The 22,022-nt window shown below is 54.7% G+C and carries 24 protein-coding genes and 1 tRNA gene; 6 read left to right on the plus strand and 19 right to left on the minus strand.

The genetic code is table 11. The annotated features are described in order from the left end of the window. Positions 1-162 precede the first annotated feature (162 nt). From fusA to GWA01_RS06365, 3 genes are all read right to left on the minus strand, one after another. On the minus strand, positions 163-2,268 hold the full coding sequence (gene fusA / locus GWA01_RS06355) for an elongation factor G (RefSeq protein WP_146795611.1): 2,106 nt from the start codon (positions 2,266-2,268) through the stop codon (positions 163-165). Between the two features lie 179 nt (positions 2,269-2,447). Beyond that, complete coding sequence (rpmB, locus tag GWA01_RS06360) at positions 2,448-2,750, minus strand: 50S ribosomal protein L28 (RefSeq protein ID WP_146795055.1); 303 nt, start codon at positions 2,748-2,750, stop codon at positions 2,448-2,450. A 93-nt stretch (positions 2,751-2,843) separates the two neighbouring features. After that, complete coding sequence (locus tag GWA01_RS06365) at positions 2,844-4,649, minus strand: ABCB family ABC transporter ATP-binding protein/permease (protein ID WP_146795058.1); 1,806 nt, start codon at positions 4,647-4,649, stop codon at positions 2,844-2,846. 65 nt (positions 4,650-4,714) lie between these two features. Here GWA01_RS06365 and GWA01_RS06370 point away from each other — a divergent pair, with 65 nt between their 5' ends. The 3 genes from GWA01_RS06370 (at position 4,715) to GWA01_RS06380 (ending at position 7,198) form a co-directional block, all read left to right on the plus strand. Beyond that, positions 4,715-5,557, plus strand: coding sequence for an NUDIX hydrolase (locus GWA01_RS06370; RefSeq protein ID WP_229315976.1), 843 nt, complete (start codon positions 4,715-4,717; stop codon positions 5,555-5,557). Continuing rightward, complete coding sequence (locus GWA01_RS06375; RefSeq protein WP_146795062.1) at positions 5,554-5,982, plus strand: DUF3574 domain-containing protein; 429 nt, start codon at positions 5,554-5,556, stop codon at positions 5,980-5,982. The genes GWA01_RS06370 and GWA01_RS06375 overlap by 4 nt, the downstream gene beginning before the upstream one ends. A 97-nt stretch (positions 5,983-6,079) precedes the next feature. Beyond that, positions 6,080-7,198: an AI-2E family transporter gene (locus GWA01_RS06380; RefSeq protein ID WP_146795064.1), complete on the plus strand. Its 1,119-nt coding sequence runs from the start codon at positions 6,080-6,082 to the stop codon at positions 7,196-7,198. Positions 7,199-7,216: 18 nt separating this feature from the next. On the opposite strand, the gene GWA01_RS06385 is transcribed toward GWA01_RS06380, so the two are convergent. The 7 genes from GWA01_RS06385 to GWA01_RS06420 all read right to left on the minus strand — a co-directional run bounded on the left by GWA01_RS06385 (position 7,217) and on the right by GWA01_RS06420 (position 11,658). Continuing rightward, positions 7,217-7,293 (minus strand) — tRNA-Pro (locus GWA01_RS06385). Positions 7,294-7,352: 59 nt separating this feature from the next. Further along, a complete protein-coding gene (locus GWA01_RS13000; protein WP_244945712.1) occupies positions 7,353-8,213 on the minus strand; it encodes a MerR family transcriptional regulator in 861 nt (286 codons plus the stop codon). Beyond that, positions 8,164-8,496 (minus strand): integration host factor subunit alpha, encoded by a 333-nt coding sequence (locus GWA01_RS06400; protein WP_146795066.1) that lies wholly within the window; start codon positions 8,494-8,496, stop codon positions 8,164-8,166. Before GWA01_RS06400 ends, GWA01_RS13000 begins: the two co-directional genes overlap by 50 nt. An 80-nt stretch (positions 8,497-8,576) precedes the next feature. Beyond that, positions 8,577-9,536: a beta-ketoacyl-ACP synthase III gene (locus tag GWA01_RS06405; protein ID WP_228118385.1), complete on the minus strand. Its 960-nt coding sequence runs from the start codon at positions 9,534-9,536 to the stop codon at positions 8,577-8,579. 14 nt (positions 9,537-9,550) lie between these two features. Further along, on the minus strand, positions 9,551-10,645 hold the full coding sequence (plsX, locus tag GWA01_RS06410; RefSeq protein WP_146795070.1) for a phosphate acyltransferase PlsX: 1,095 nt from the start codon (positions 10,643-10,645) through the stop codon (positions 9,551-9,553). Between the two features lie 66 nt (positions 10,646-10,711). Further along, positions 10,712-10,924 (minus strand): 50S ribosomal protein L32, encoded by a 213-nt coding sequence (rpmF, locus tag GWA01_RS06415; protein WP_146795072.1) that lies wholly within the window; start codon positions 10,922-10,924, stop codon positions 10,712-10,714. A 152-nt stretch (positions 10,925-11,076) separates the two neighbouring features. Then, complete coding sequence (locus tag GWA01_RS06420) at positions 11,077-11,658, minus strand: YceD family protein (protein ID WP_146795074.1); 582 nt, start codon at positions 11,656-11,658, stop codon at positions 11,077-11,079. Positions 11,659-11,788: 130 nt separating this feature from the next. On the opposite strand from GWA01_RS06420, the gene GWA01_RS06425 reads away from it, so the two are divergent. Then, complete coding sequence (locus GWA01_RS06425) at positions 11,789-12,361, plus strand: outer membrane protein assembly factor BamE (RefSeq protein ID WP_146795076.1); 573 nt, start codon at positions 11,789-11,791, stop codon at positions 12,359-12,361. Between the two features lie 16 nt (positions 12,362-12,377). Here GWA01_RS06425 and GWA01_RS06430 read toward each other — a convergent pair whose 3' ends face one another. The 4 genes from GWA01_RS06430 to def are packed head-to-tail and all read right to left on the minus strand — an operon-like array spanning position 12,378 to position 15,428. Beyond that, positions 12,378-13,739 carry an ATP-binding protein gene (locus tag GWA01_RS06430; protein ID WP_228118386.1) on the minus strand — a complete coding sequence of 454 codons (1,362 nt, stop codon included), beginning with the start codon at positions 13,737-13,739 and terminating at the stop codon, positions 12,378-12,380. Then, positions 13,736-14,434 (minus strand): response regulator, encoded by a 699-nt coding sequence (locus tag GWA01_RS06435; RefSeq protein ID WP_146795078.1) that lies wholly within the window; start codon positions 14,432-14,434, stop codon positions 13,736-13,738. Before GWA01_RS06435 ends, GWA01_RS06430 begins: the two co-directional genes overlap by 4 nt. Further along, a complete protein-coding gene (locus GWA01_RS06440; protein WP_146795080.1) occupies positions 14,431-14,919 on the minus strand; it encodes a MarR family winged helix-turn-helix transcriptional regulator in 489 nt (162 codons plus the stop codon). The genes GWA01_RS06435 and GWA01_RS06440 overlap by 4 nt, the downstream gene beginning before the upstream one ends. Further along, the gene (gene def / locus GWA01_RS06445; protein ID WP_146795082.1) at positions 14,916-15,428 is read right to left on the minus strand and encodes a peptide deformylase; all 513 of its coding nucleotides are present in this window, start codon (positions 15,426-15,428) and stop codon (positions 14,916-14,918) included. Before def ends, GWA01_RS06440 begins: the two co-directional genes overlap by 4 nt. Positions 15,429-15,611: 183 nt before the next feature. Between def and rpsU the strand changes: the two genes are divergently transcribed. After that, on the plus strand, positions 15,612-15,815 hold the full coding sequence (gene rpsU / locus GWA01_RS06450; protein ID WP_007283570.1) for a 30S ribosomal protein S21: 204 nt from the start codon (positions 15,612-15,614) through the stop codon (positions 15,813-15,815). A gap of 163 nt (positions 15,816-15,978) precedes the next feature. Here rpsU and motA read toward each other — a convergent pair whose 3' ends face one another. The 5 genes from motA to GWA01_RS06475 are packed head-to-tail and all read right to left on the minus strand — an operon-like array spanning position 15,979 to position 20,891. Further along, positions 15,979-16,845 (minus strand): flagellar motor stator protein MotA, encoded by an 867-nt coding sequence (gene motA, locus GWA01_RS06455; protein ID WP_146795084.1) that lies wholly within the window; start codon positions 16,843-16,845, stop codon positions 15,979-15,981. 25 nt (positions 16,846-16,870) lie between these two features. Then, positions 16,871-17,821, minus strand: coding sequence for a flagellar motor protein MotB (locus GWA01_RS06460; RefSeq protein WP_146795086.1), 951 nt, complete (start codon positions 17,819-17,821; stop codon positions 16,871-16,873). A gap of 54 nt (positions 17,822-17,875) precedes the next feature. Further along, positions 17,876-19,270 carry an ArnT family glycosyltransferase gene (locus tag GWA01_RS06465; protein ID WP_146795088.1) on the minus strand — a complete coding sequence of 465 codons (1,395 nt, stop codon included), beginning with the start codon at positions 19,268-19,270 and terminating at the stop codon, positions 17,876-17,878. Further along, positions 19,267-20,391: a glycosyltransferase gene (locus GWA01_RS06470; protein ID WP_146795090.1), complete on the minus strand. Its 1,125-nt coding sequence runs from the start codon at positions 20,389-20,391 to the stop codon at positions 19,267-19,269. Before GWA01_RS06470 ends, GWA01_RS06465 begins: the two co-directional genes overlap by 4 nt. A 17-nt stretch (positions 20,392-20,408) precedes the next feature. Then, positions 20,409-20,891 (minus strand): Lrp/AsnC family transcriptional regulator, encoded by a 483-nt coding sequence (locus GWA01_RS06475; protein WP_146795615.1) that lies wholly within the window; start codon positions 20,889-20,891, stop codon positions 20,409-20,411. 97 nt (positions 20,892-20,988) lie between these two features. Between GWA01_RS06475 and trxB the strand changes: the two genes are divergently transcribed. Then, on the plus strand, positions 20,989-21,963 hold the full coding sequence (trxB, locus tag GWA01_RS06480) for a thioredoxin-disulfide reductase (protein WP_146795092.1): 975 nt from the start codon (positions 20,989-20,991) through the stop codon (positions 21,961-21,963). Positions 21,964-22,022: the final 59 nt, after the last annotated feature.

A 22,022-nucleotide genomic window follows, 5' to 3' on the forward strand; every position in this document is an offset into this window, starting at 1 on the left:
GCCCGAACAGGACATAGCGAGGCAGTCGGGTATTTTACCTGACTGCCTTTTTTATATTCCAGAAAAACATCACCTTAATCACAGGCATGCCCCCATGACGCAAAAGAAAACCCCGCCGGATTGCTCCGACGGGGTTTTTCAATTCCAGCGTTGCTGAAAAAATCAGGAAGACTTTGCCATGATTTCTTCGGCCACGTTACGCGGAACCGGATCGTAATGATGGAACTGCATGGTGAAGGACGCACGACCCTTCGTTGCAGAACGCAGATGCGAGATGTAGCCGAACATTTCCTTCAGCGGCACCTGCGCACGGATCATCACCGTCGAACCAGAGGTTTCCTGGTTCTGAATGATGCCACGACGACGGTTAAGGTCGCCCACCACGTCACCCACGTGATCGTTCGGTGTGGTTATTTCCACATCCATGATTGGCTCAAGAATGACGGGACCGGCATTCTTCATGCCTTCACGGAAAGCAGCCTTGGCGGCGATTTCGAAGGCCAGAGCCGACGAGTCAACGTCATGGTACTTACCGTCAAGCAGCGTGAACTTGAAATCGACGGTCGGGAAGCCTGCCAGAACACCCGTGGTGGACTGAGCGCGGATACCCTTTTCAACTGCCGGGATGTATTCCTTCGGAATAGCACCACCAACAACCTTGTTCTCAAAAGTGATCTCGTCCTTCTTATCGGAAGGTGCGAACTCAATCTTCACTTCAGCGTACTGACCCGAACCACCCGACTGCTTCTTGTGGGTGTAGGTCTCTACGTGCGGCTTGGTGATCGTCTCACGATAGGCGACCTGAGGTGCACCAATGTTTGCATCAACGCCGTATTCACGACGCAGACGGTCGACAATGATGTCCAGATGAAGCTCGCCCATACCGGAAAGAATGGTCTGGCCGGTTTCCTGGTCGGTCTTCAGCTTCAGAGAAGGATCTTCCGCTGTCAGCTTCTGAAGAGCCAGCGTCATCTTCTCTACGCCGTCCTTGGTCTTCGGCTCGACAGAAATATCGATGACCGGAACCGGGAACTGCATGCGCTCCAGAACCACCGGATCAGCAGCGTCAGCAAGCGTATCACCCGTTACGGTGTCCTTGAGGCCCACGAACGCAGCAATGTCACCAGCGCCAACAGACTTCACTTCCTGACGCTTGTCAGCATGCATCTGGAACATGCGGCCAACGCGCTCCTTGTGACCCTTGGTCGTATTAAGGACCGTGTCACCGGAGTTCAGAACGCCACGATAAACGCGGACGAACGTCAGTGTGCCGTACTTGTCGGAAATGATCTTGAACGCAAGACCAGCAAACTTTCCATCCGGATCGACAGGAACGATCGGCAGGAAGTTTTCGTCAACTTCTTCGTCTTCCGGCGGCGCAATGCGAATGCCTTCAACTTCATCAGGAGCTGGCAGGTAATCGATCACAGCGTCGAGCAGTGGCTGAACGCCCTTGTTCTTAAACGCCGTACCACACATGACGGGGCGGAACTCACCGGAGATTGCACCCTTCTTGATGCACTTCTTCAGTGTTGCAACGTCCACATCACCCTTTTCGAAATACTCTTCCATGGCATCGTTATCCATGGCGAGAGCAGTGTCGAGAAGAACCTGGCGAGCTTCGTCCGCCTTGTCCTTGAGGTCTGCAGGGATCTCTTCGTAGTGGAACTTGGCGCCGAGTTCGCCGCCTTCCCATACGATCGCGCGCATCTCGACAAGATCAACAACACCAACGAAATTTTCTTCGGCGCCGATCGGAAGCTGCAGCGGAACAGCAACGATGTCCAGCTTTTCCTTTAGCGTGTCGAATGCACGGTAGAAATCAGCGCCGGTACGGTCGAGCTTGTTGATGAAGATGATACGCGGAACGCTGTAACGATCAGCAAGACGCCAGTTTGTCTCGGACTGCGGCTGCACACCAGCCACACCTTCGATCACGAAGATGGCGCCATCAAGCACGCGGAGCGAACGGTTGACTTCAATGTTGAAGTCAATGTGGCCCGGGGTGTCGATGATGTTAATGCGGTTGTCGTTCCACACGCATGTCACAGCAGCAGACGTGATGGTAATTCCGCGCTCACGCTCCTGAGCCATGTAATCGGTCGTGGTGTTACCGTCATGGACTTCGCCGATGCGATGCGACATGCCTGTGTAATACAGGATACGCTCGGTCGTCGTGGTCTTACCAGCATCGATGTGCGCGGTAATACCGATGTTACGGATTTTCGAAAGGGCCGACTTGGCCTCCTCGACGACGTTTTCGGTCACGGATTCGGACACGGAAAAACCTCCAAAATACAATGAAAGGTGCTTCAGCCTGGACTGAAACACCTCTGCTGCGGCCCTGCGGGGCCGAACCTGATTTGTCCCAGTGGCGGCTGAATGACCCAGACCGCCATGGTTTTCAAGAGCAATTTTCCCCCGAACGACTATTCAGGGAAAAATAATCAGGCCGGCTGTGCAGCCTTACGCTCCTGAGCGCGCAGGATGCGGCGCTTGATGACCTGTGCTTCAACCGGCAGCTTGCGGTTCGGCGTACCGAGCAGGAAGGAATCCAGCCCACCGTTGTGCTCAACCGTACGAATACCGTTGGTGGTCATGCGCATGCGCACAGAAGCACCGAGGATATCGGAGAGCAGTGTGATCTCCTGCAGGTTGGGGAGAAAACGACGGCGGGACTTGTTATTGGCGTGGCTGACGTTATTGCCCGTCAGCACGCCCTTGCCCGTGACCTGGCAACGGCGAGACATGTGATACTTCCTCGATGCTGAATGACGCAGGACAGCGAGGCCCGGCGTGTTCCGTAAATCAGGCGCGGCTTATGACTTACGATCTGACCTGCGTCAAGCCTGAATGACACTTTCACCAGCCTGAACGCTCCACATCCGCGCATAAACCCCATCATTTTGCAGCAGATCCACGTGCGTCCCACGTTCTACGATACGCCCCTCTTCCAGAACAACAATTTGATCCGCGTTCTGAACTGTCGAAAGGCGATGCGCCACCGTAAAGGTCGTACGCGCCCGTGAGAGAGCGTCCAATTCATTTTGGATCGCAGCCTCAGTCCGAGTGTCCAGGGCGCTTGTAGCCTCATCCAGCAGCAAGATACGCGGATCTTTCAGGATAACGCGCGCGATCGCCACGCGCTGCTTCTCTCCTCCCGAAAGCTTCAACCCCCGCTCCCCCACAATGGTCTCATATCCTTCGGGAAGGCTCTCAATGAATGTGTCAATCTGTGCACTCGCAGCCGCAGCCTTCATGGCAGCTTCGGAAGCAGTCAGATCTCCGTAAGAAATGTTGCGCCCGATGCTGTCATTAAAAAGTGTCGTATCCTGAGGAACAACGCCGATGACCTCACGAAGATCATGAAGAGTAATATCCCGAAGATCATGTCCGTCGATCAGGATTTCTCCGGAAGTGGGGTCATATGCACGGGTCAACAACCGCCCGAGCGTGGACTTTCCTGAGCCGGTAGGCCCCACGATTGCCACGGAAGTCCCTGCGGGGGCATTCAGGCTGATATCATGCAGGATCTGCCGCTTCGGCGAATACCCGAACGCAACATTCTTCAGCACCACCTGCGCTGCACCGCCCGATGACAGGCGCGTTGCAAGACGGACAGGCTCTGCGGCTTCCTGAACTTCTGACTGACGCCCAAGAAGTTCGAGGTAATGTTCCAGATCCACACGTGCATTCCGCCAGCCTGCACTGACATAATTCAGAGAACCAACTGAAGAATACAGACTGCGCAGATAAGTCCCGATCAGTACAAACTGGGCAACACCGATCTTCCCCAAGACGATATCATGTGCAGCCAGCGCAAGCAGCGCCGTAGTGGTCAGGGCAATCAGAACATTTCGCGAGATCTGTGAAAATCCGATCAACCTCTGAAGCCGGAGTTCAGAGCGCATCAACGCAGACCGAGCCACATCATATAAAGCAATCTCGTGATGCTCATTTCCGAAGCTGCGCACCGTCTCGAAGTTCAGAATACTGTCCACAAGCTGATGCTGAGCCTGACTGCTCGCAACGTTGCGCTCCCGTCGCGCCTGCATCCTCAGACGCGTAAAAATAAAAGATACGCTTCCATATATTCCGATGGTGAAGACAAGCAGAGCCACGTACCGCCAGTTGAAGATGCGTAGAATGACAATCAGCGTCAGACCAAGCTCAATGACGTTTGGCAGGACATTGAACAGAACAAGGCTCAGCAATGTACCAACGGCGTCCGATCCACGATCAAGAGTTCTCGTTACCGCACCAGTCTGCCGATCAAGATGAAAGCGGCTACTCATGGCATGCAGGTGCTTCAGGCCAAGAAGAGCCACCCGCCTTTGCAGATCGGCGCTGGCTGGAGCGATCAGCATGTCTCGCAAGGGCGACGAAATTCCGGACACAATACGAATGATCGCATATTGAGCGATCAACCATACAGGCACACTCATGAGGGCCTGCTTTTCAGAGAGCACACCGACCATCCGGCTGAAGAGCCACGGCGTGGCAACAGTGGCCCCGCTTTCAAGCAGAAGAAGAACCAGTGTCACGACGATGCGCAAGGCCAGAGGGGTAATCTGGGGCGGTCGAATTTGCCGCCAGAGGTCCAGAAGCGAAATCCGGACCGGAGACGACGAATCGGAAGTTTTCAGCATTCCCGGACTATGGAGAGCCGAAAGCACACTTTGCAATCATGAGACCACATGTCAGAGTTTCGTCTGTGTCTGACAATATCCTTTCCCCACAAGCCCTTCCGTTCCTGCGCCACATAGAGCGCTGCAATCAGGCTCGCCTTCCTGGTGAGCGCACACCCCTTTTTTATCAGGGCCGACAGATTGGCTGGATTGCCCCAGAAATTGCCCCTGCCCTAACGTTAAAAGGCCTCCGCACCGGCACTTCATTCATCCTTCAGGATGCCAGCATCCTCGAATCTCTGGGGCACGAACTTGCGTTGTCGGGGCTATACACATCCCACAATGAACTCTTTGATGTCCGTGACGACGAAGACAACGTCATTGGACAGATCGATAGAGGAGCCATTCCCCTCTTTGGTCTACCAGCAGAGGGCATTCACCTGAATGGGCTGGTCAATACGCCAGATGGCCTCAAAATCTGGATAGCACGCCGCAGTGCATCAAAACGTCTGGACCCATGCAAACTGGACCATATTGTCGCCGGAGGAATGAGCGCAGGCCTCACCGCCACAGAAACGCTCATTAAAGAAGCACACGAAGAAGCAGGCATTCCTGAAGCAATCGCACAGAAGGCCGTGCCCGTAGCCCGCATCCAGTATGCTCTGGAACGTGCCGAGGGCTTGAGGCGCGACATTCTGCATTGCTTCGATCTTTATCTGCCGAATAATTTCGTGCCCGTTGCGGAGGATGGTGAAGTCGAGAGTTTTCATCTGGAAAGCCTGAGCGACATCTTCTGCCGCGTGCGTGACACCAACGACTTCAAGTTCAACGTCAATCTGGTCCTGATTGACCTCTTCATCCGTCAGAATTTCTTCTCAGTTACGGATTCCATCATTCTTGCGAAGGCGCTACGAGGCCACCGTTCATGAATATCCTACACCGCACCGCCATGGTCGTACCCTTCTTCCTGCTGGGCGGCTGCGTAGTGCCCGTCAGCGTAACTCCGAACCTTTGCAGAGCCATGCAAGCCACAGACATGCTTCAGGTGCATTTAATGTTCGGAACCAGTTTCCACGGTGGCAACCTGATAGCCGCGTCAGACTGGAACGATTTCGTAGCGAAGGAAATAACACCACGTTTCCCGGCCGGATTTACCGTTCTCGACAGCAACGGCCAATGGCTCGACACCGTCCGCCATACTGTCACCAGAGAGCCCTCGCGGATCGTCTGGATTTCCACCCCAGACAGACGCAACCTTCAGCATGACCTGAATGCTATCCGCGACGCCTACAAAACCCGCTTCGATCAGCAGGCTGTTGGCCTGACCATACAAAACGGATGTGCATCTTTCTGATAGGCAAATCCGTTCATAACAGCTGACAATACGCAATTCATTTGATGTCTGATACGGTGTTCCAGACATTCAGTCACCCACGTGGCCAAGGATCCCCATGACCGAACTCGCTCCACCTTCACCCCCTGACGTGATCCCTGTAGAGGCCTCTGCGGCTCCAGGTACGATCCAGAGGCGTGCACGTGGCTTTCTGGCACTGTTTTTCGTGGCAATCGGCCTCTTCACACTCAAGACATTCCTGCCAGCGCTTCTATGGGGCTGCGTCTTTGCAATCTCTCTTTGGCCCCTGTACCGCTACACAGAACAGCGCTTTGGCCGCAGCGAGTGGCTTCCCGTAGCCTTTACACTTGCCGTCACGCTGATTTTTCTGATCCCGCTGTCTCTGGTAGGCGTCAAGATTGCTGACGAAACACAGAGTGTCCTGCGCTGGATCGACGATGTCCGCAACAATGGCATTGCAATGCCGGAGTGGGTGCATCACCTGCCCGTAGCGTCCACACAGGTCACCAACTGGTGGCAGAACAACCTGACCAGCCCACAGCGGCTATCACACCTGCTACATTCCGTTGACATCGCTCATAGCATGCAGATGACGAAGCAGCTTGGCTCTCAAGTTGCACGTCGCGGAACTTTATTCGCCTTTTCGCTGCTGACGTTGTTCTTCCTCCTCAAGGACGGTGAATACGTCATTCACAAATGCCTCGTCGGCTCCCATCGCCTTTTCGGAGAGCAGGGAGAAAATGTGGCCAAGCAGATGGTCTCTTCGGTCCATGGAACCTTGGCAGGACTGGTCCTGGTGGGACTTGGTGAGGGCGCTATCATGGCCGCCGCATACATTTCTACTGGCGCGCCACAGCCTCTTCTTTTCGGAATGCTAACAGCCGTAGCTGCGATGATTCCTTTTCTCGCCTGGCCTACGATCGCATTCATCAGTCTGCTGCTTTTGGCGAAGGGCAGCATGATCGGCGCGATTATCGTTATGGCGCTCGGATCAGTGGTGATTTTCGTGGCAGATCATTTCATCCGTCCTGCCCTGATTGGCGGTAGCACGAAAATGCCATTTCTGTGGGTCTTACTCGGAATTCTTGGCGGGGCAGAAACATGGGGCCTGCTTGGCCTGTTTCTTGGGCCAGCCATTATGGCGGCACTCCACCTACTGTGGACACTCTGGACAGCCGAAACCCCGGAAGAGGCTCAGTCAGAGGGAGAATTTTAAGGGGTATTACCGCAGGACTGGTCGGGCAGGCGGGATTCGAACCCACGACCCCCAGTCCCCCAGACTGGTGCGCTACCAGGCTGCGCTACTGCCCGTCCGTCCTGCGGTGGCGGTGGTGTAGCAGCGTAAGCCGGTTACCGCAATGGGGCTCGTATCAATTTGGAAGAAGATTTCTCATAAGCTGTAACTCTTCCAGAATTTCCAGAAGCTCGGAGCGAAGATATGCATTCTCGTTTCTGAGAGATTCCACGTCTTGAACGGCGCTTGATGCCTCATCAGAAATCATCTGGTGAGTTTCCATGGGTTCCAAAGCCTCCGATGCAGGCTCCAGATCAATGGTCGCCTCTTCAATGACGATAATAGCCGAGCCCGTAAACTCTGCTTCTGCTTCTGCTTCTGCTTCTGCTTCTGCTTCTGCTTCTGCTTCTGCTTCTGCTTCTGCTTCTGCTTCTGCTTCTGCTTCTGCTTCTGCTTCTGCTTCTGCTTCTGCTTCTGCTTCTGCTTCTGCTTCTGGAAAATAATCCGAGCCAGTATATTCCTCTGCAATCAGAATTTCATCAGATAGTGTAGATGAGTCTGGTTTTTTTTCTGCAGCTTGGACCGCTTCGTCTTGTTCAGATAAAATATCAGCAGCCACTTCAGTGAAGGGGGCTTTATTTTTTGTCGCTGCGCGCGTCTCGCGAAGAACACGCATGACACTGTGCCCTTTGTAACCCTGAACATAGAGAATATCCGAAATTTGACGAATGATCTCGATATCCTGCGGGCTATAATAACGACGCCCACTTTCTCCCCGAAACGGCTTTATAACCGGATACATCGTCTCCCAAGAGCGAAGTCTGTGCTGGGGAATATGTAATTCTTCGGCAACCTCGCTAATCGTCCGATAAGCGTTAGGGGCTTTCTTCAGTCGCTCAGAAGCGTCTCTCCCCAGAATTACTACCTGTTGCTGATCGGGAGAACTGTTAGTCATTTGCTTCCGCCGCCAGGGTCTCTGCCTCATTCGCCAGCTCATCGCCGTTCATGCGGGCTCTGAGAATCTGTGACGGACGGAATACCAGCACGGCACGAGGGAGAATAGGCACTTCTATGCCCGTTTTGGGATTACGACCGACACGACGGCCTTTCTGGCGAACCGCGAAAGTTCCGAAACCGCTCAATTTCACGGTCTCGCCGCGAGCAAGTGTACTGGATATGGTTTCCAATACACTTTCCAGCAAAATCGCAGAATCGTTTCTGGACAGCCCTATCTGGCTGTAGATGTGCTCAGCAAGATTTGCTCGTGTGACTGTGCTCATGACACATGCGTATCATGTCCGTAAGAACAGTCAAACGAATCAGTGTTTAAGGCCTGATTTAGTCTGATCTCGACAGATTTTTACATCCGGACCAGAGCAGAACCCCAGGTAAGTCCGCCACCAAGAGCTTCCATCAGAACCAGATCGCCCTTCTGGATACGTCCATCGTGAACCGCTTCGTTCAGAGCCAACGGAATCGAGGCAGCCGAAGTATTGGCATGGCGATCGACCGTCACGACGACCCGCTCAGATGAAAGGGCCAACTTTTTAGCCATGCCATCAATAATGCGAATATTGGCCTGATGAGGCACAAGCCACTGAACATCTTCAGCCGTCAGGCCGTTCACACTCAGGGCTTCGTCAACAGCAGCAGAGAGTTTCGCCACGGCATGACGGAAGATCTCGCGACCCTGCATTTTCAGGTGTTGGGTCGTCCCCGCACACCCGGCCGCACCATCAACATAGAGCAGATCACCGAGACGCCCATCGGAATGAAGATGGGTGGAAAGAACCCCTTCCCCATCGGAGCCTCCCTCTTCCAGCAAAACCGCACCCGCTCCGTCGCCAAAGAGCACGCAGGTCGTACGATCATTCCAGTCCATCAGTCGCGAGAACACCTCGACGCCAATGACCAGAACACGTCTTGCCTGCCCAGCGCAGATAAGCGCATTGGCCGTTGAAAGAGCATAGATAAAGCCTGAGCAGGCTGCACTTACGTCAAAACCGAAGCCAGAAGTCATTCCCAGACCCGCCTGAACACGAGCCCCCACGGATGGGAAAACCTGATCGGGAGTTGACGTAGCAACAACCACTGCATCGACATTTGCAGGCGAGACCCCAGCATGGTCGAGAGCTTTTCTGGCTGCATCGGTGGCCATGCTCACGGCATTTTCGTCACCGGAGACAATGTGCCGCTGGAGAATACCGGTTCGCGCACGGATCCACTCGTCAGACGTATCTACACGAACAGCGAGTTCGTCGTTCGTAACGACCTGAACGGGCAGGCAGCCACCAACACCAGTAATCCGGGCACGCTTCATTTTCTGCATAACCTTCAACCCGCAACCTTGTCTGCAGCCTGAGAATTATCTTCAGACAGCATCTCGATCTGCTCCAGGCGAGCTCGGATCTTTTCATTGAGGCGATGAGAAACGGCATCCATCGCGACATCAACCGCCGCAGCAAACCCCTCACCGTCGGCACCGCCATGCGATTTCACGACAATACCATTCAGCCCGACAAAAACCGCACCATTGTAACGCCGCGGATCAATCCACTCGCGCATACGCTCGAGACCCGGCTTGACGAGAAGATAGCCAATGCGTGTCAAAAGATTGGTTTCAAAAACGCGCCGTAGCAGCCCAAACGCAAGCTTCAGCGCACCTTCACCTGTCTTTAAGGCAACATTGCCGGTAAATCCATCCGTCACCACGACGTCCGTGGTTCCAGCTGTAATATCATGCCCCTCAACGAAACCATGAAACTGGCTCGCCAGAACGCCTGCACGCAATGTATCAGCAGCCTGCCGCAGGCGATCATCACCTTTGAGCTCTTCAGAGCCGACATTCAGCAAACCGATCGTCGGCTGCTCAAGCCCCAACGCAGCCTTGGCAAAAGCCTCACCCATGACAGCAAATTCAACAAGATTGCGCGCGTCACAGGCTATATTGGCACCAAGGTCCAGCATCACAACATCGCCCTTGGCTGACGGCTGAACCGCAACCATAGCAGGGCGTGATATACCCGGCAGCGCCTTGACGATAATCTTGGCCAAAGCCAGCATGGCACCGCTATTTCCAGCGGAAACAACGCCCAACGCTTCACCAGAGGCAACAGATTCCATAGCAACGCGCAAGGACGAACCACGCACGCGCAACGCTACCGTTGGCTTCATTTCCATGGAAATACTGGCGGGAGCATGCCGAACGGTGCAGATCCGAGCAGCTTGCGGATGTCGGGCCAGAGCCGGAACAAGAAGGGCCTCGTCACCAATGAGCAGAATTCTGGCACCTGGATGCCGGTCTGCTGCAAGATCGAGACCTTCAAGTACGATATCGGGAGCGCGATCCCCCCCCATTGCATCTATTGCAAGGGTATAGGGCTTGGAGCCCGCTGCGTCACTGTCTGTCGTGACGGGAGCTTTAGTCATGAACGCGGTCCCCGGATATCATCGCAAAATCGCAGATGCGGGCAGAATATTCTGCCCGCAGAGTGATCAGGCGCGAATGACGCCCTTGAGAGCACGGCCCGAGTTTCCTGCGGAAGCGACTTCACGACCATCATAATGTCCGCAATGGCTGCAGACGTGGTGCGGACGCTTCAGCTCGCCGCAGTTGGAGCACTCTGCATGAGCTTCGACCTGAAGCGCATGATGGCTGCGACGCATGCCACGACGGGACGGCGTGGTCTTTCTCTTGGGGACGGCCATGGCGGTTATGCCTCTTTCTGGTTCTGTATCGGCACCCCGGCTCCGCGTGTCGCAGCATCAGGTGCCCTGTTGTTCGTCGTCTCGTAATTACGCCGAGTTCAGGCGGGCGGCTCTAGCAGAGCTCACGCGAACTCGCAAGCCAAAGCTCGATTTTATTCCCCTTTTTTACCGCTTTTCAAAGCGGCAAGGGCGGCGAACGGGTTAGGCTTTGCAGCCTTTGCGTCTTCCGGCAGCAGACCATCTGCGTCGTCATCGCCCTCTCTGGGCGCAACATCCACAGCATTCTCAAGACCGGCACCGGGCTTACGCGGATACGGATCAAGCATCAGAGCAAGCTGCTCGGAAGCCGCTTCACCCAGATCAATTGCCCGCCCATCATGAGGGACTTCGTCTATCGCATCAAGATCAATAGAATCGATATCAAATTCGTCCTCTGGCATATCTTCCAACGGAATGAAGCGAACACTGAACGCTTCTGCCAGCGCATCGGCAAAAATCTCATCCGTAATGACGCAGGACTGATGCACAGACGCAGCGATCCAGCCTTCTGCCAGAATAATTTTGCTGGTGACGGGCGTCAGGCGAAAACGACAGACGAGCTTGTCTACGGATGGAATACCAAACCGGGCGGCTAAGGCTTTGCGTTCGGTTTCGTTGGCCTCCACCGTTTCTTCAATACCGCCCCCAATTCGGTTCATCATGACCCGGCGTGAGAATTCTGGATTATGGGACAAGGGCGGCTCCTGAGCAGACGAAATAGTGAATTGATTTCCACCCAATATAAGGGGAAATCGTTGACATAGAAGCAGTGTTCGGGCACGCGATCAGATGGCTGATCTCTCGCACAGGACATCTTGCAACTCCATGAATAGCGCATCTTCCTCCACCACCCAAAGCGGAACACGCCGCATCCGCAGCCTTGGGCTGACCGGCCTCGCCTGTGTTCCGCTTCTTCTGGGGGGATGTGCCGTATTTGCTCCGATCCCGGAGCCACGCGGATCATTGATCGAAAAGACGGATTACGCCCAGTTAAAACCGGGAACCAGCACGCGCTCCGACGTACTGGACCTACTGGGATCACCGACGTCCCACGCCACCTTCAATGACAACATGTGGATCTATATTTCAATGATCACGTCTCCCACGCCGCTGGGCTTTCCGTCCATCGACAAACAGCAGGTCGTGGTTCTGAACTTTGATAACGCAGGCGTTCTCCGCAAGCTCGATACCCTGAACCGCAAGGATGCAATCCGGGTGGGCATGGTTGGCGAGACGACGCCAGCGCCAGGAACAAAGACGTCTGTCATTCAGGAACTGCTGGGCAACGTTGGCAAGTACAACCCGATGAGCGGCATGGGCAGTACCTTTGGTGGTGGCACCGGACCTATGAGCAATCAGGGCACAGGCCAGGGTGGTGCGGGCAACACACTCCCCTGATCTCGTAACGGGGGAGTTATCTGGGTAAGCTCAAGAGCACGCCCAGCCCTCCAAGAGGACTGTCTAGCAGTCTGATAGACCCTCCGTGCGCGTGAACAATGTCGCGCACGATGGTGAGGCCCAACCCCGTCCCCCGTCCCGGACCTCCTGCGTCAAAGGCCTGAAAAACCTGATCCCGACGCTCGGGCGGCACACCAGGTCCATTGTCCTCCACAATAATTTCCACCCGACGCTCACTCTCCCGTAGCGAGAATCGCATGGCCCCGCCGTGCCGTCGCGCATTATCAGCAAGATTCGTGAGTGCGCGCCGCAGGGCATCGGGACGTACAACCGCCTCCACGGGACCATCTGCCACAAGTCCCAGAACACGCCCTCCGGCACGTCGTGTTGCCGCGACGACATCCTCCAGCAGCGCACGAATATCTGTTGGTACAGGAAGTTCAGCCCCCTCACCTCTGGCGAAAGACAGGTAACTGCCGATCAGGCGTTCCATGTCTCCGATATCCGTCACCATATCAGCGACGTCTGGCTGAAGAGTGGCAGCATCAACACGCCCTTCCGAGGGTAGCATCGCCACCGTGAGCCTCAGGCGCGTCAGTGGCGTTCTGAGGTCATGAGACACGCCAGCCAGAACCGCCGTCCTCTGAGCCACAAAGCGATTAACGCGCTCCTGCATCCGATTGAACGCAAGTGCCGCCTGCCTGACCTCTCTAGCACCCTGAGGGCGGATTGGCCCCTGCTCCCGCCCCAGCCCAAACATCTCTGCCGCACGTGCCAGCCTACGAATGGCGCGGACCTGATTGCGCATGAACAATCCGGCGATCAGGAAAAGGAGTACGGAGCTGCTCACGGCCCAGGCGACAAAGAACCAGATCGGCTCAATGTTCAGGCGCTTGCGAGGCGTGAGAACTTCGAGAACTCCCTCCGGCAATTGCACAGTCGTACGTACCGTCGTTTCCTGATCCAGCCAGTCAACGTAAAACGGGTAGTCTAGGAATTGCCGGAGCGCGCTTTCAAAATCTTCATCCATCGGACCCAGGACGTGGCTTGATCCCTGCCTGCCGATATGTGCGCCTGGGCGAAATGTGAACTGTAACTGCGTCTGCCTTTCGGCTTGTTGGAGAATTTGAGCCAAGCGCCCTTTTTCGTGCTCAATCATCGTCACAACCATCGACACTTCGCCCGCCACACCATCAGCAAGACGGCGGGAGACGACATTGAGGTATGTGCCGTAAAAAAGACCCAGCGCGATGCCCTGCGTCACAAGCAGGGGAAGCAGGACAATAAGCATGGACCGCCCCAGCAGCGAGCGTGGGAGCATGCGCCTGAGAACACGCTCCAAGCGCCCCCAGCGATCACTCAGGGCACTACCGCTCATAGGCCAGGCTTCAGGACGTATCCCTTCCCCCGCACAGTATGAAGGAAGCGGGGCTCCCGAGGGTCCACCTCAATGCGACGCCTAAGACGGGTCACCTGAACGTCCACGGCCCGCTCTCCGATTTCATCCATGTCCAGCGCCTGTGAAATTTCTTCTCGCGACATCACCTCTCCGGGTCGACGGGTCAGAACCCCCAGCAACGCCGCTTCCCCTCCTGTAAGATGCACAGGACCATCATCACCTGTCAGCAGACCGCGAGCCAGATCGAATTCGAGCCGCCCCAGCCTCAATATGGGGGGCGTCCCTGCATTCGCGTTAACGACCGTCGGTATGCGCCTCAGATGTGCACGCAGACGCAGGAGCAATTCGCGAGGCTCGAATGGTTTTCCAAGATAATCATCAGCGCCCGCTTCCAGCCCATCAATCCGGTCGGCAGGCTCTCCCCGAGCAGTCAGAAGCAGTATGGGGAAGAAAACCCCTGCTTCCCTCAGTGAACGTGTGAGAGACAGTCCATCCTCTCCTGGCATGGTGACATCCAATACCAGAGCATCTGGCTGCATGATTTCCAGAACCTTACGGGCATCCATGGCACTTGCTGCCGTTGTCACGCGATATCCGTGCTCTGAAAGGTATCGCTGGAGGAGCCTCAGCAGGCGCGGATCGTCATCGACAACGATAATATGCTCGTCGCTCATCCTATCTTACCTTCCGAATTTTCCTGTAATGGCGCGAGCACCCTACGAAAACCTTCTACTGCTGAGACGCCCGCCTCACGGTAGGCGTTCGTCATGACCCCGCGAATCAGGCGAAAAAGACGCTGTTCGATCTGCAACCCCTTTTCCGTAAGTCTGAGCGGACGCAAACGCCTGTCATTGGCATCATATCCCTGCTCAATCATCTGGCGCTCTTTGAGGTCGTTGAGCGCACGCCCGAGAGACTGCTTGGTAATTCCCAATCGCTCCAGAAGAACGCTGGGTGTGATGTTTTCATGAGATGACACCAGAAACAGTATCCTGTGATGGGCGGACCCAAGGCCGTTCTCACGCAAAATAGTATCACATTCGGCATTCAGGCTTCGCCAGGCGAGCAGCAGGGCCTCATAGGCCTGCCGCATCTGCTCTTCCCGCAGATAGAGATGTGCAGCAGCAGAAGCACTTCCGTCCGGCATGCGCGAACTCATCGCGAAAGTTCTTCCACAAAGCCGAAGCGGCTGTAATCCGTAATGCGCTGTGGATAGAGAATGCCATCAAGATGGTCGCATTCGTGCTGGAGTACATTGGCGTGAAAGCCCGATGCCTCTCCCTCAACCAAGTTTCCGGATGCATCCAGACCTGCATAATGAACGCGGGCATGCCTGGAAACTTCTCCTCGAAGCCCCGGAATCGAGAGACATCCCTCAACGCACATCATCGTCTCCCTTCCGACCGCAGTCAGAACCGGGTTGATCAAAACCTGCGGCGGAAGAGCTTCCTCAGGATTCTCCACCCGGCTGACCGGAACGTGATAAACAATCAGGCGAAGCCCCTCATGCACCTGAGGGGCAGCTAATCCCGCCCCCCGTGCATCTGCCATCGTTTCCAGCATGTCAGCGATAAGTTTCTGGATTTGCGGGGTGTTTACGTCAGAAACCGGCTCTGCAACCCGATGAAGAACCGGATGCCCCATCCTGGCAATCTTGAGTAAAGTCATCGGGAACCTCCAGAATGATGCCTGCTTCCGACAGGCAGATGAGACGGACAGATATAAAAAACCATCAAATAGACCATATGGATTTGCACAAGCTGATCAGACTGTGTTAAGCGCACCATCCTTATTGGATTGCCATTACACGGGCGACGCCAGAGTGCGAGCCCTAAAGGAGTTGACGGCACCGTGCAGGTTCTCGTTCGTGACAACAATGTTGATCAGGCGCTAAAGGCGCTCAAAAAGAAGATGCAGCGCGAAGGTGTGTTTCGTGAAATGAAGCTGCGTCGCCACTTTGAGAAGCCCTCCGAGCGCCGCGCGCGCGAAGCAGCTGAAGCTGTTCGCCGTGCCCGCAAGATGGAGCGCAAGCGTCTGGAGCGTGAAGGATTCTAATCCTCCGTTCTCGAACATGAAAAAGCCGCCCCTCTGGGCGGCTTTTTTTGTTTGTATCCCTTTAAAAACGCCATCAAATCACACGGCTTGAAAACCCTATATATAGGCGCCTTCTGACGGAGCCTCGAAACCCAGAACCTTGATGGCTCTGAGGCTCCCGGGCTTAGCCTGCCGGAGCTTCGCTGACTGCTTCCTCAACTTCCTGAAACGTAGGCATAAAATCCGTAGGAATAGTCTTCCTACCAATCTCAACACTAACCTGCGGCGCATTACCCTGCAGATGCGCTACGATGACGGCACGCACCAACTCCAGATACGCTGCCTCCTCCTCTACGACACCTCCCAGACGACCCGCGATAGGCGCCATGATGCCATAAGCGAGCAGAATGCCTAGAAATGTCCCGACAAGTGCGCCCGCAATCATTTCACCCAAAACAATAGGAGGCTTGCTGATTGACGCCATTGTCTTGATGACACCCAGAACGGCAGCAACAATTCCCAAAGCAGGCAAAGCATCAGATAAAGACTGGAATGCATGAGGAAGATGCATTTCCTCGCGAAGATTCTTTTTAAGCTCAGCCCCCATCACGTCATCGATCTGATAAGGGTCCGTGGCGTTCATTCCCACCATCCGCAAATAGTCACAGATAAATGAGGATACACGCTTATTGTCGCGTATCTGTGGAAACTGCCCGAAGATCGTACTGCTTTCTGGGTCTTCGATATGCGGTTCCAGCGCCATAACTCCTTTGCTTGCAGCTAGCTTCGTGAAATGAAACATCAGGCTCAGGAGTTGAAGGTAATCGGTGCGACTATAACGCGACCCCTTCATCGCTTTCTTTAGGCCTCCAGGAACATGCTTCAGCGCAGCGATGGAATTAGCCATCAGAAAGGTACCAACTGCCGCTCCCAGAATTGTCAGGAGCTCGAATGGCATGGACGCCAGAAGTGGACCGATCGCGCCTCCAGATGCAACGAATGATCCGAAGACACAGGCAAGAACAACTCCTAGCCCAATGAAAATGAACATGAATTTTATCCTGGTGGATTAGATATTATTTCTGAATTTCTGGAGAAAGAATCAGGATAATTCTTCTATTTTTAGGGCTTAGCGGCTTCGCTGCATCAAAAAGCTCACGATCAGCGTGCCCACTGACTGATTTTAGGCGCCAGTCTGGAAAGCCTGCCTGAACGAGAATATCTCGTGCAGAGACGGCACGTTCCGTCGAAAGGGCCCAGTTTCCAGGCAAGCCGGGGCGGTAGGGCGCAGCATCAGTATAGCCTGCGATAGAAAGCTGACCCGGAATCTTGTCCAGATATGGGACAATTTTCTGGAGGAGCTTGATTGCATATGGATTAGGGAGCGCGCTTCCGAGATGGAACATGGGCTCGTGCTCGGAATCCGCTATCTGAATATGAATTCCGTCATCACCGCTGGTCACGGCCACCTGTGACTTGACGGCTGACAGACCCTTGTCGTCCGTAATCGCAGATCGAATCTGGCGTACTACGCCGTCCTGATACATTCCGCTCCCGGTGCGAAATCCTGCTTGTTGAGCTGATTCAGGCCCGCTACGAGGAATTTCTCCCGGCCGAAGCTGGTTGTCATGCAAAACCACAACCTGAGCACTCCGTTCAGGGTCCTGTCCTGAGCGTTTGCGCGGACCAATATCGTCGTAGCGCGGATCTCCGCCACTCTTGTCTCGGGTCGCTATGATTGATGGCGGAGGAGAAGTGGCAAGAGGCGCAGGGTCAGGCGGCAAGACACTCCCGAGAGGTGGTGGGGTATCTTTTTGCATCGCCATGGGATTGAAAAAATTCGCGATGCCTTTGCGCTGTTCCTCGGTCGTGGCGTTGATGAGCCACATCACGAGAAAAAACGCCATCATGGCTGTTACAAAGTCGGCATAGGCAATTTTCCAGCTGCCGCCATGGTGACCGCCCTCGACCACCTCAAATCGTTTTATGACGATTTTGCGTGCTTCTTTGCCGTTTTTCTTGCTCATGCCACCTCCCGAAAGGATACGCGGCACTCTCGCAGCTAAAGATTAAGAGGAGGTTTAAAAACGTTTGGGCAGTTGGGCGCCTTGCACACTACTGACAAGCGCTGATGCGTAACATCTGACTATATGTCCCTTGGAGAGGCGGCATAAATCGGAACTATTTTTGTCTCTGCGCTCCTCTTCCACACGCAAGCCAATGGCAACATTGTGGGCTGGAAGCGAAAATAGCTGCCACCTTGGATCATCGCCGACAACAGGCAGCACATTTTGCGAAAAGGCGAGTTCGGATGCTAATGCATAGTCCCGCACCACAAGAGCGCTCGCCCCCTGCTCGGTAGCCCGCACGGCGAGGGAATGAGCGAACTCCTGCCATCCCGCAGTCTGCCGTAGAATTGGGTCCTGATGCGCCGTTAGGGGCACAGGAGAAAAAGCTGCCTGCACCGTCACGCCCAGCGTAAGCGCAAATCCACTGACAACTGCAGTACGAATGCGCCAGTTCGTTCCAGCTGCGGCAAGAGCAAGAACAGGATAGATCACAGCTGGCCAGTTTGCCTGAACCCGATCACCGAGCGCATGAATGAAAAAGACGCACGCCGGGAGAAAAATGAGCCATGCCAACAAGTTTTCCCGGCGTAAAGTGCGATACGCACCGTATACAAATATCACGAAAATTATGGGCGTAGCCAAGCCAACCTGCCCACCCAATAGCTCACCCAAAAACTGGAGCGCCCTTGCAGGGTGCCAGTCCCCGTTACGTTCTCCCTGTTTTATAAAGCTTGCCCAGTGATGAGTAGCGTTCCAGTAAATTACCGGAGACATAACCATCATAAGCACGGGGATAGCCCCCCATGGCCCTAACTGACGCCACAGTCTACGGCGGTCCGTAAGAACAAAGCCGCCGATACCAATCCCAATCAGTGCAGCCGTATATTTCGCATCAAATGCCAGCCCGAGCATTGCCCCGGTAATCGCCCACCATACCCGAGACAATCCCACTTCGGACGCGGTCAATGCACGGCTCAGGGCGTAGAGGGTCAAGCTTATGAAAAATAATAGGGGCGTGTCTGGCGTCATGGTGGCAGCGCCGAGCCCGAGCATCAAAGTGGCATTCAGAAGGAGAACTGCCCTCTCCCCCACCAATATATAGCGTCCAGGGGTTATGAGGTTGGTCGCCGCTTTGTAGAGAATGCAGGATCCCAAAAAAGCTGAAATAGGCCCTAGTAGCCTTACACCGAAGGGATTTTCACCCGCAATGAAAGTCCCAACACGTATCCAAAGCGCGACCATGAACGGGTGATCGAGATACCCACCCTCAATATGACGGGACCACACCCAATAATATGCTTCGTCGGGCGTCAGGGGCATACAGGCCGCAAGCACGAGCCTTACGGCCGTAACCACAAAAAGTAAAAGCCAGAGCCTGCACCCCAACCCACCCTGATCCCTGCTCATCTCCAGACCAGTGTGGATGCAATCGCGTAATTCCAGACCACACCAATTACCGCGCCAGCGGCAGAAGAGCGGTCCCAATGTCCATGAGCTGGACTGTTACCCGCAAAAATCATGTGCGCAACGCCGATATTTGCAAATGCACCAATGGAACAGGCGATTACAAAAATGCAGAGACCACCGTACAGGCGCGCCCCCTTGAGGCGTCGATCATAATATGTGAAGCGGTTGTTGAGCCAAAAATTGACCAAAATAGCAACCATGGTCCCAAATAGCTGCGCCAATGAAAAGCGCATGCCAAGCCAGTGAGCAACATTCATGGCCGCAACGTTTACAAAAACACCAATAAGGCCAACGATTGCAAAAGCCATGAACCGGGTTGGCAGATAACCTTTGGTCAGCTTGTCGAGCACCATTGTCGCAAACTGGATCAACACGATCGCATCGAGCTTGCTCTCGCCAGCGACGCGGGAACGAAAGACCGCCGGAACCTCAATAATTTTCAGTTCCCTGGGAGCAGACATCACCAAATCCAAAAGAATCTTGAAGCCTGTTCCTGATAGCCGAGGAAGAATCTGTTCAAAAAGCGGGCGCCGGATTGCGAAAAAGCCGCTCATCGGATCGGCAAGTTTGTGATGCATGACAAACTGCGAGGCACGGATACCGGTCTCTGACAAAAAGTGCCGCCACTTCCCTGCCAGCCCGGAGCTATCGCCGCCCTCAACGTGTCGACTTGCGACTGCCATATCACCACCCGACCTCAGAAAGTCGAGCATCGGCCCCAATGCTGCTTCGTCATGCTGGAGATCTCCATCCATAACGGCCACGAAAGGCGCGCTGGACGAAAGAAACCCCTCTATTACCGCAGAGGAGAGGCCTCTGCGCCCGACCCTGCGTATGACACGAACCCTTGGATCCTGCCGCGCAATCTCCCGGGCCTGGTCGGCGGTGCCATCGGGTGAATTGTCATCAACAAAGATGGCTTCCCACCGACACAATCCACTCAACGCCCCATCAAGCGCATGAACCAGAGGAACAACGTTAAGTGCCTCATTGTAGCATGGGACGACGATACTCAATTCCGCCGGCAGGGAAATAAGCGTCTCAGAAGCGAGGGCCGTCATGGGCTTGCCTTCCAGCCTTAGATCGGAACTCCAGCGAGATCACGACTTGTGTGGATAGTCTGCAGGGTCTGTACCCGTACAACATTGACGCTTTCAGTCAGGCGCCGCGTCAGCACATTCTGATGAGAGGCATCGCGCGCGACAAGACGCACCAGAAAATCTCCGCCACCCCGTATCATGTGACATTCACGCGTCTCGGGCCACGCGCCTACCTGAGCTTCAAAAGCTTCCAGCACACTCCCCTTCTGACTATCGAGGCCGATAAGGGCATAAAAATTGAGAGACCATCCCAGAAGATCCGCATCAACTTCGGCATGGTAGCCTTTGATGATCCCATGCTCTTCAAGACGGCGAACACGTCTGAGACAAGGGGGCGCAGAAATGCCAGTTCTGCGAGCCAGCTCAACGTTGGTCATTCGACCGTCAGCCTGCAGCTCAGCAATGATCTGCCGGTCAATGGCATCTAGTTCAATCGGTGTGGTGGGTGTGGGAGCATTCATTTCATACAGTGATATATTGCAGGAGAATGCTTCCGCAAAGATGGCGTCTGCGCCTGAAGGCTCTATATGAGAAAGAAAACACCGACGAGGAACCTTCATGCCCGACATCCATCACACTGACCTACTGGTCGTGGGCGCCGGCCCTGCAGGCTACACTGCGGCAATCTACGCGGCCCGTGCAAGCATGAAACCCATCCTGGTGACAGGCTTGCAACCGGGCGGCCAGTTGACCATTACCACCGAAATCGAGAACTTTCCCGGCTTTGCAGCGCCTGTTCAGGGCCCTTGGCTAATGGAACAGATGCGCGAACAGGCCGAGCATGTCGGCACCCGTATTATCTATGATCTGATCACCGAGGCTTCCCTCAGAGACGGTCAGGATAGTGAAGGATATTTTCATCTTCGCGGAGATTCCGGAGATGAATTTCTGGCAAAAACAGTCGTGATCGCCACAGGAGCCCAGGCAAAATGGCTTGGTCTCGATTCGGAGAGACGCCTTCAGGGCGGCGGTGTGTCCGCCTGCGCAACCTGTGACGGCTTTTTTTATCGCGGCAAAACCGTTGCCGTTATTGGTGGTGGAAACACTGCTGTCGAAGAAGCTCTCTACCTCACTCATCACGCAGATCGGGTACACCTTATCCATCGACGCGATACCCTTCGTGCAGAACGCATTCTGCAGGATCGACTTTTCGCACACCCGAAAATCGAAATTCACTGGAACCGGGCTGTCGAGGAAATTCTAGGCAGCGGAACACCGGAGGTTGTTAGCGGAATTAAGATCCGCAACACCGAAAATTCCGCCGAAGAGGAGCTGAAGGTTGACGGCGTTTTCGTCGCTATCGGGCATCATCCCAATACTGGCCCCTTCCGCAATCAGGTAGAGTGCGATGATGAAGGCTATATCCTGACTGAAACAGGAGGCACACAAACCTCCATCCCCGGCGTATTTGCCGCAGGTGACATTCAGGACAAGATTTTCCGACAAGCAGTGACTGCAGCCGGAACAGGCTGTATGGCAGCTTTGGAAGCCGAACGTTATCTGGCCGGTATCCCAACACTAACAGAAACTTGACCATCAGTTCTGATTGAGACAGTTTCGTTTTTACAACAATATAACAGGCACAGAAGCGC

The organism is Gluconobacter wancherniae NBRC 103581 (assembly GCF_007988885.1).
Taxonomy (GTDB): Bacteria; Pseudomonadota; Alphaproteobacteria; order Acetobacterales; family Acetobacteraceae; genus Gluconobacter; species Gluconobacter wancherniae.

Coding starts and splice junctions, on each gene's coding strand:
- plsX (WP_146795070.1), bottom strand. CDS start 10,645: ATGACTAAAGCTCCCGTCACGACAGACAGTGACGCAGCGGGCTCCAAG.
- GWA01_RS06425 (WP_146795076.1), top strand. CDS start 11,789: ATGAATAGCGCATCTTCCTCCACCACCCAAAGCGGAACACGCCGCATC.
- GWA01_RS06405 (WP_228118385.1), bottom strand. CDS start 9,536: ATGAAGCGTGCCCGGATTACTGGTGTTGGTGGCTGCCTGCCCGTTCAG.
- GWA01_RS06430 (WP_228118386.1), bottom strand. CDS start 13,739: ATGAGCGGTAGTGCCCTGAGTGATCGCTGGGGGCGCTTGGAGCGTGTT.
- def (WP_146795082.1), bottom strand. CDS start 15,428: ATGACTTTACTCAAGATTGCCAGGATGGGGCATCCGGTTCTTCATCGG.
- GWA01_RS06375 (WP_146795062.1), top strand. CDS start 5,554: ATGAATATCCTACACCGCACCGCCATGGTCGTACCCTTCTTCCTGCTG.
- GWA01_RS06460 (WP_146795086.1), bottom strand. CDS start 17,821: ATGAGCAAGAAAAACGGCAAAGAAGCACGCAAAATCGTCATAAAACGA.
- GWA01_RS06435 (WP_146795078.1), bottom strand. CDS start 14,434: ATGAGCGACGAGCATATTATCGTTGTCGATGACGATCCGCGCCTGCTG.
- rpmB (WP_146795055.1), bottom strand. CDS start 2,750: ATGTCTCGCCGTTGCCAGGTCACGGGCAAGGGCGTGCTGACGGGCAAT.
- GWA01_RS06465 (WP_146795088.1), bottom strand. CDS start 19,270: ATGAGCAGGGATCAGGGTGGGTTGGGGTGCAGGCTCTGGCTTTTACTT.
- GWA01_RS06400 (WP_146795066.1), bottom strand. CDS start 8,496: ATGAGCACAGTCACACGAGCAAATCTTGCTGAGCACATCTACAGCCAG.
- rpmF (WP_146795072.1), bottom strand. CDS start 10,924: ATGGCCGTCCCCAAGAGAAAGACCACGCCGTCCCGTCGTGGCATGCGT.
- GWA01_RS06440 (WP_146795080.1), bottom strand. CDS start 14,919: ATGAGTTCGCGCATGCCGGACGGAAGTGCTTCTGCTGCTGCACATCTC.
- GWA01_RS06380 (WP_146795064.1), top strand. CDS start 6,080: ATGACCGAACTCGCTCCACCTTCACCCCCTGACGTGATCCCTGTAGAG.
- GWA01_RS06470 (WP_146795090.1), bottom strand. CDS start 20,391: ATGACGGCCCTCGCTTCTGAGACGCTTATTTCCCTGCCGGCGGAATTG.
- GWA01_RS13000 (WP_244945712.1), bottom strand. CDS start 8,213: ATGAGCTGGCGAATGAGGCAGAGACCCTGGCGGCGGAAGCAAATGACT.
- GWA01_RS06475 (WP_146795615.1), bottom strand. CDS start 20,891: ATGAATGCTCCCACACCCACCACACCGATTGAACTAGATGCCATTGAC.
- motA (WP_146795084.1), bottom strand. CDS start 16,845: ATGTTCATTTTCATTGGGCTAGGAGTTGTTCTTGCCTGTGTCTTCGGA.
- GWA01_RS06365 (WP_146795058.1), bottom strand. CDS start 4,649: ATGCTGAAAACTTCCGATTCGTCGTCTCCGGTCCGGATTTCGCTTCTG.
- trxB (WP_146795092.1), top strand. CDS start 20,989: ATGCCCGACATCCATCACACTGACCTACTGGTCGTGGGCGCCGGCCCT.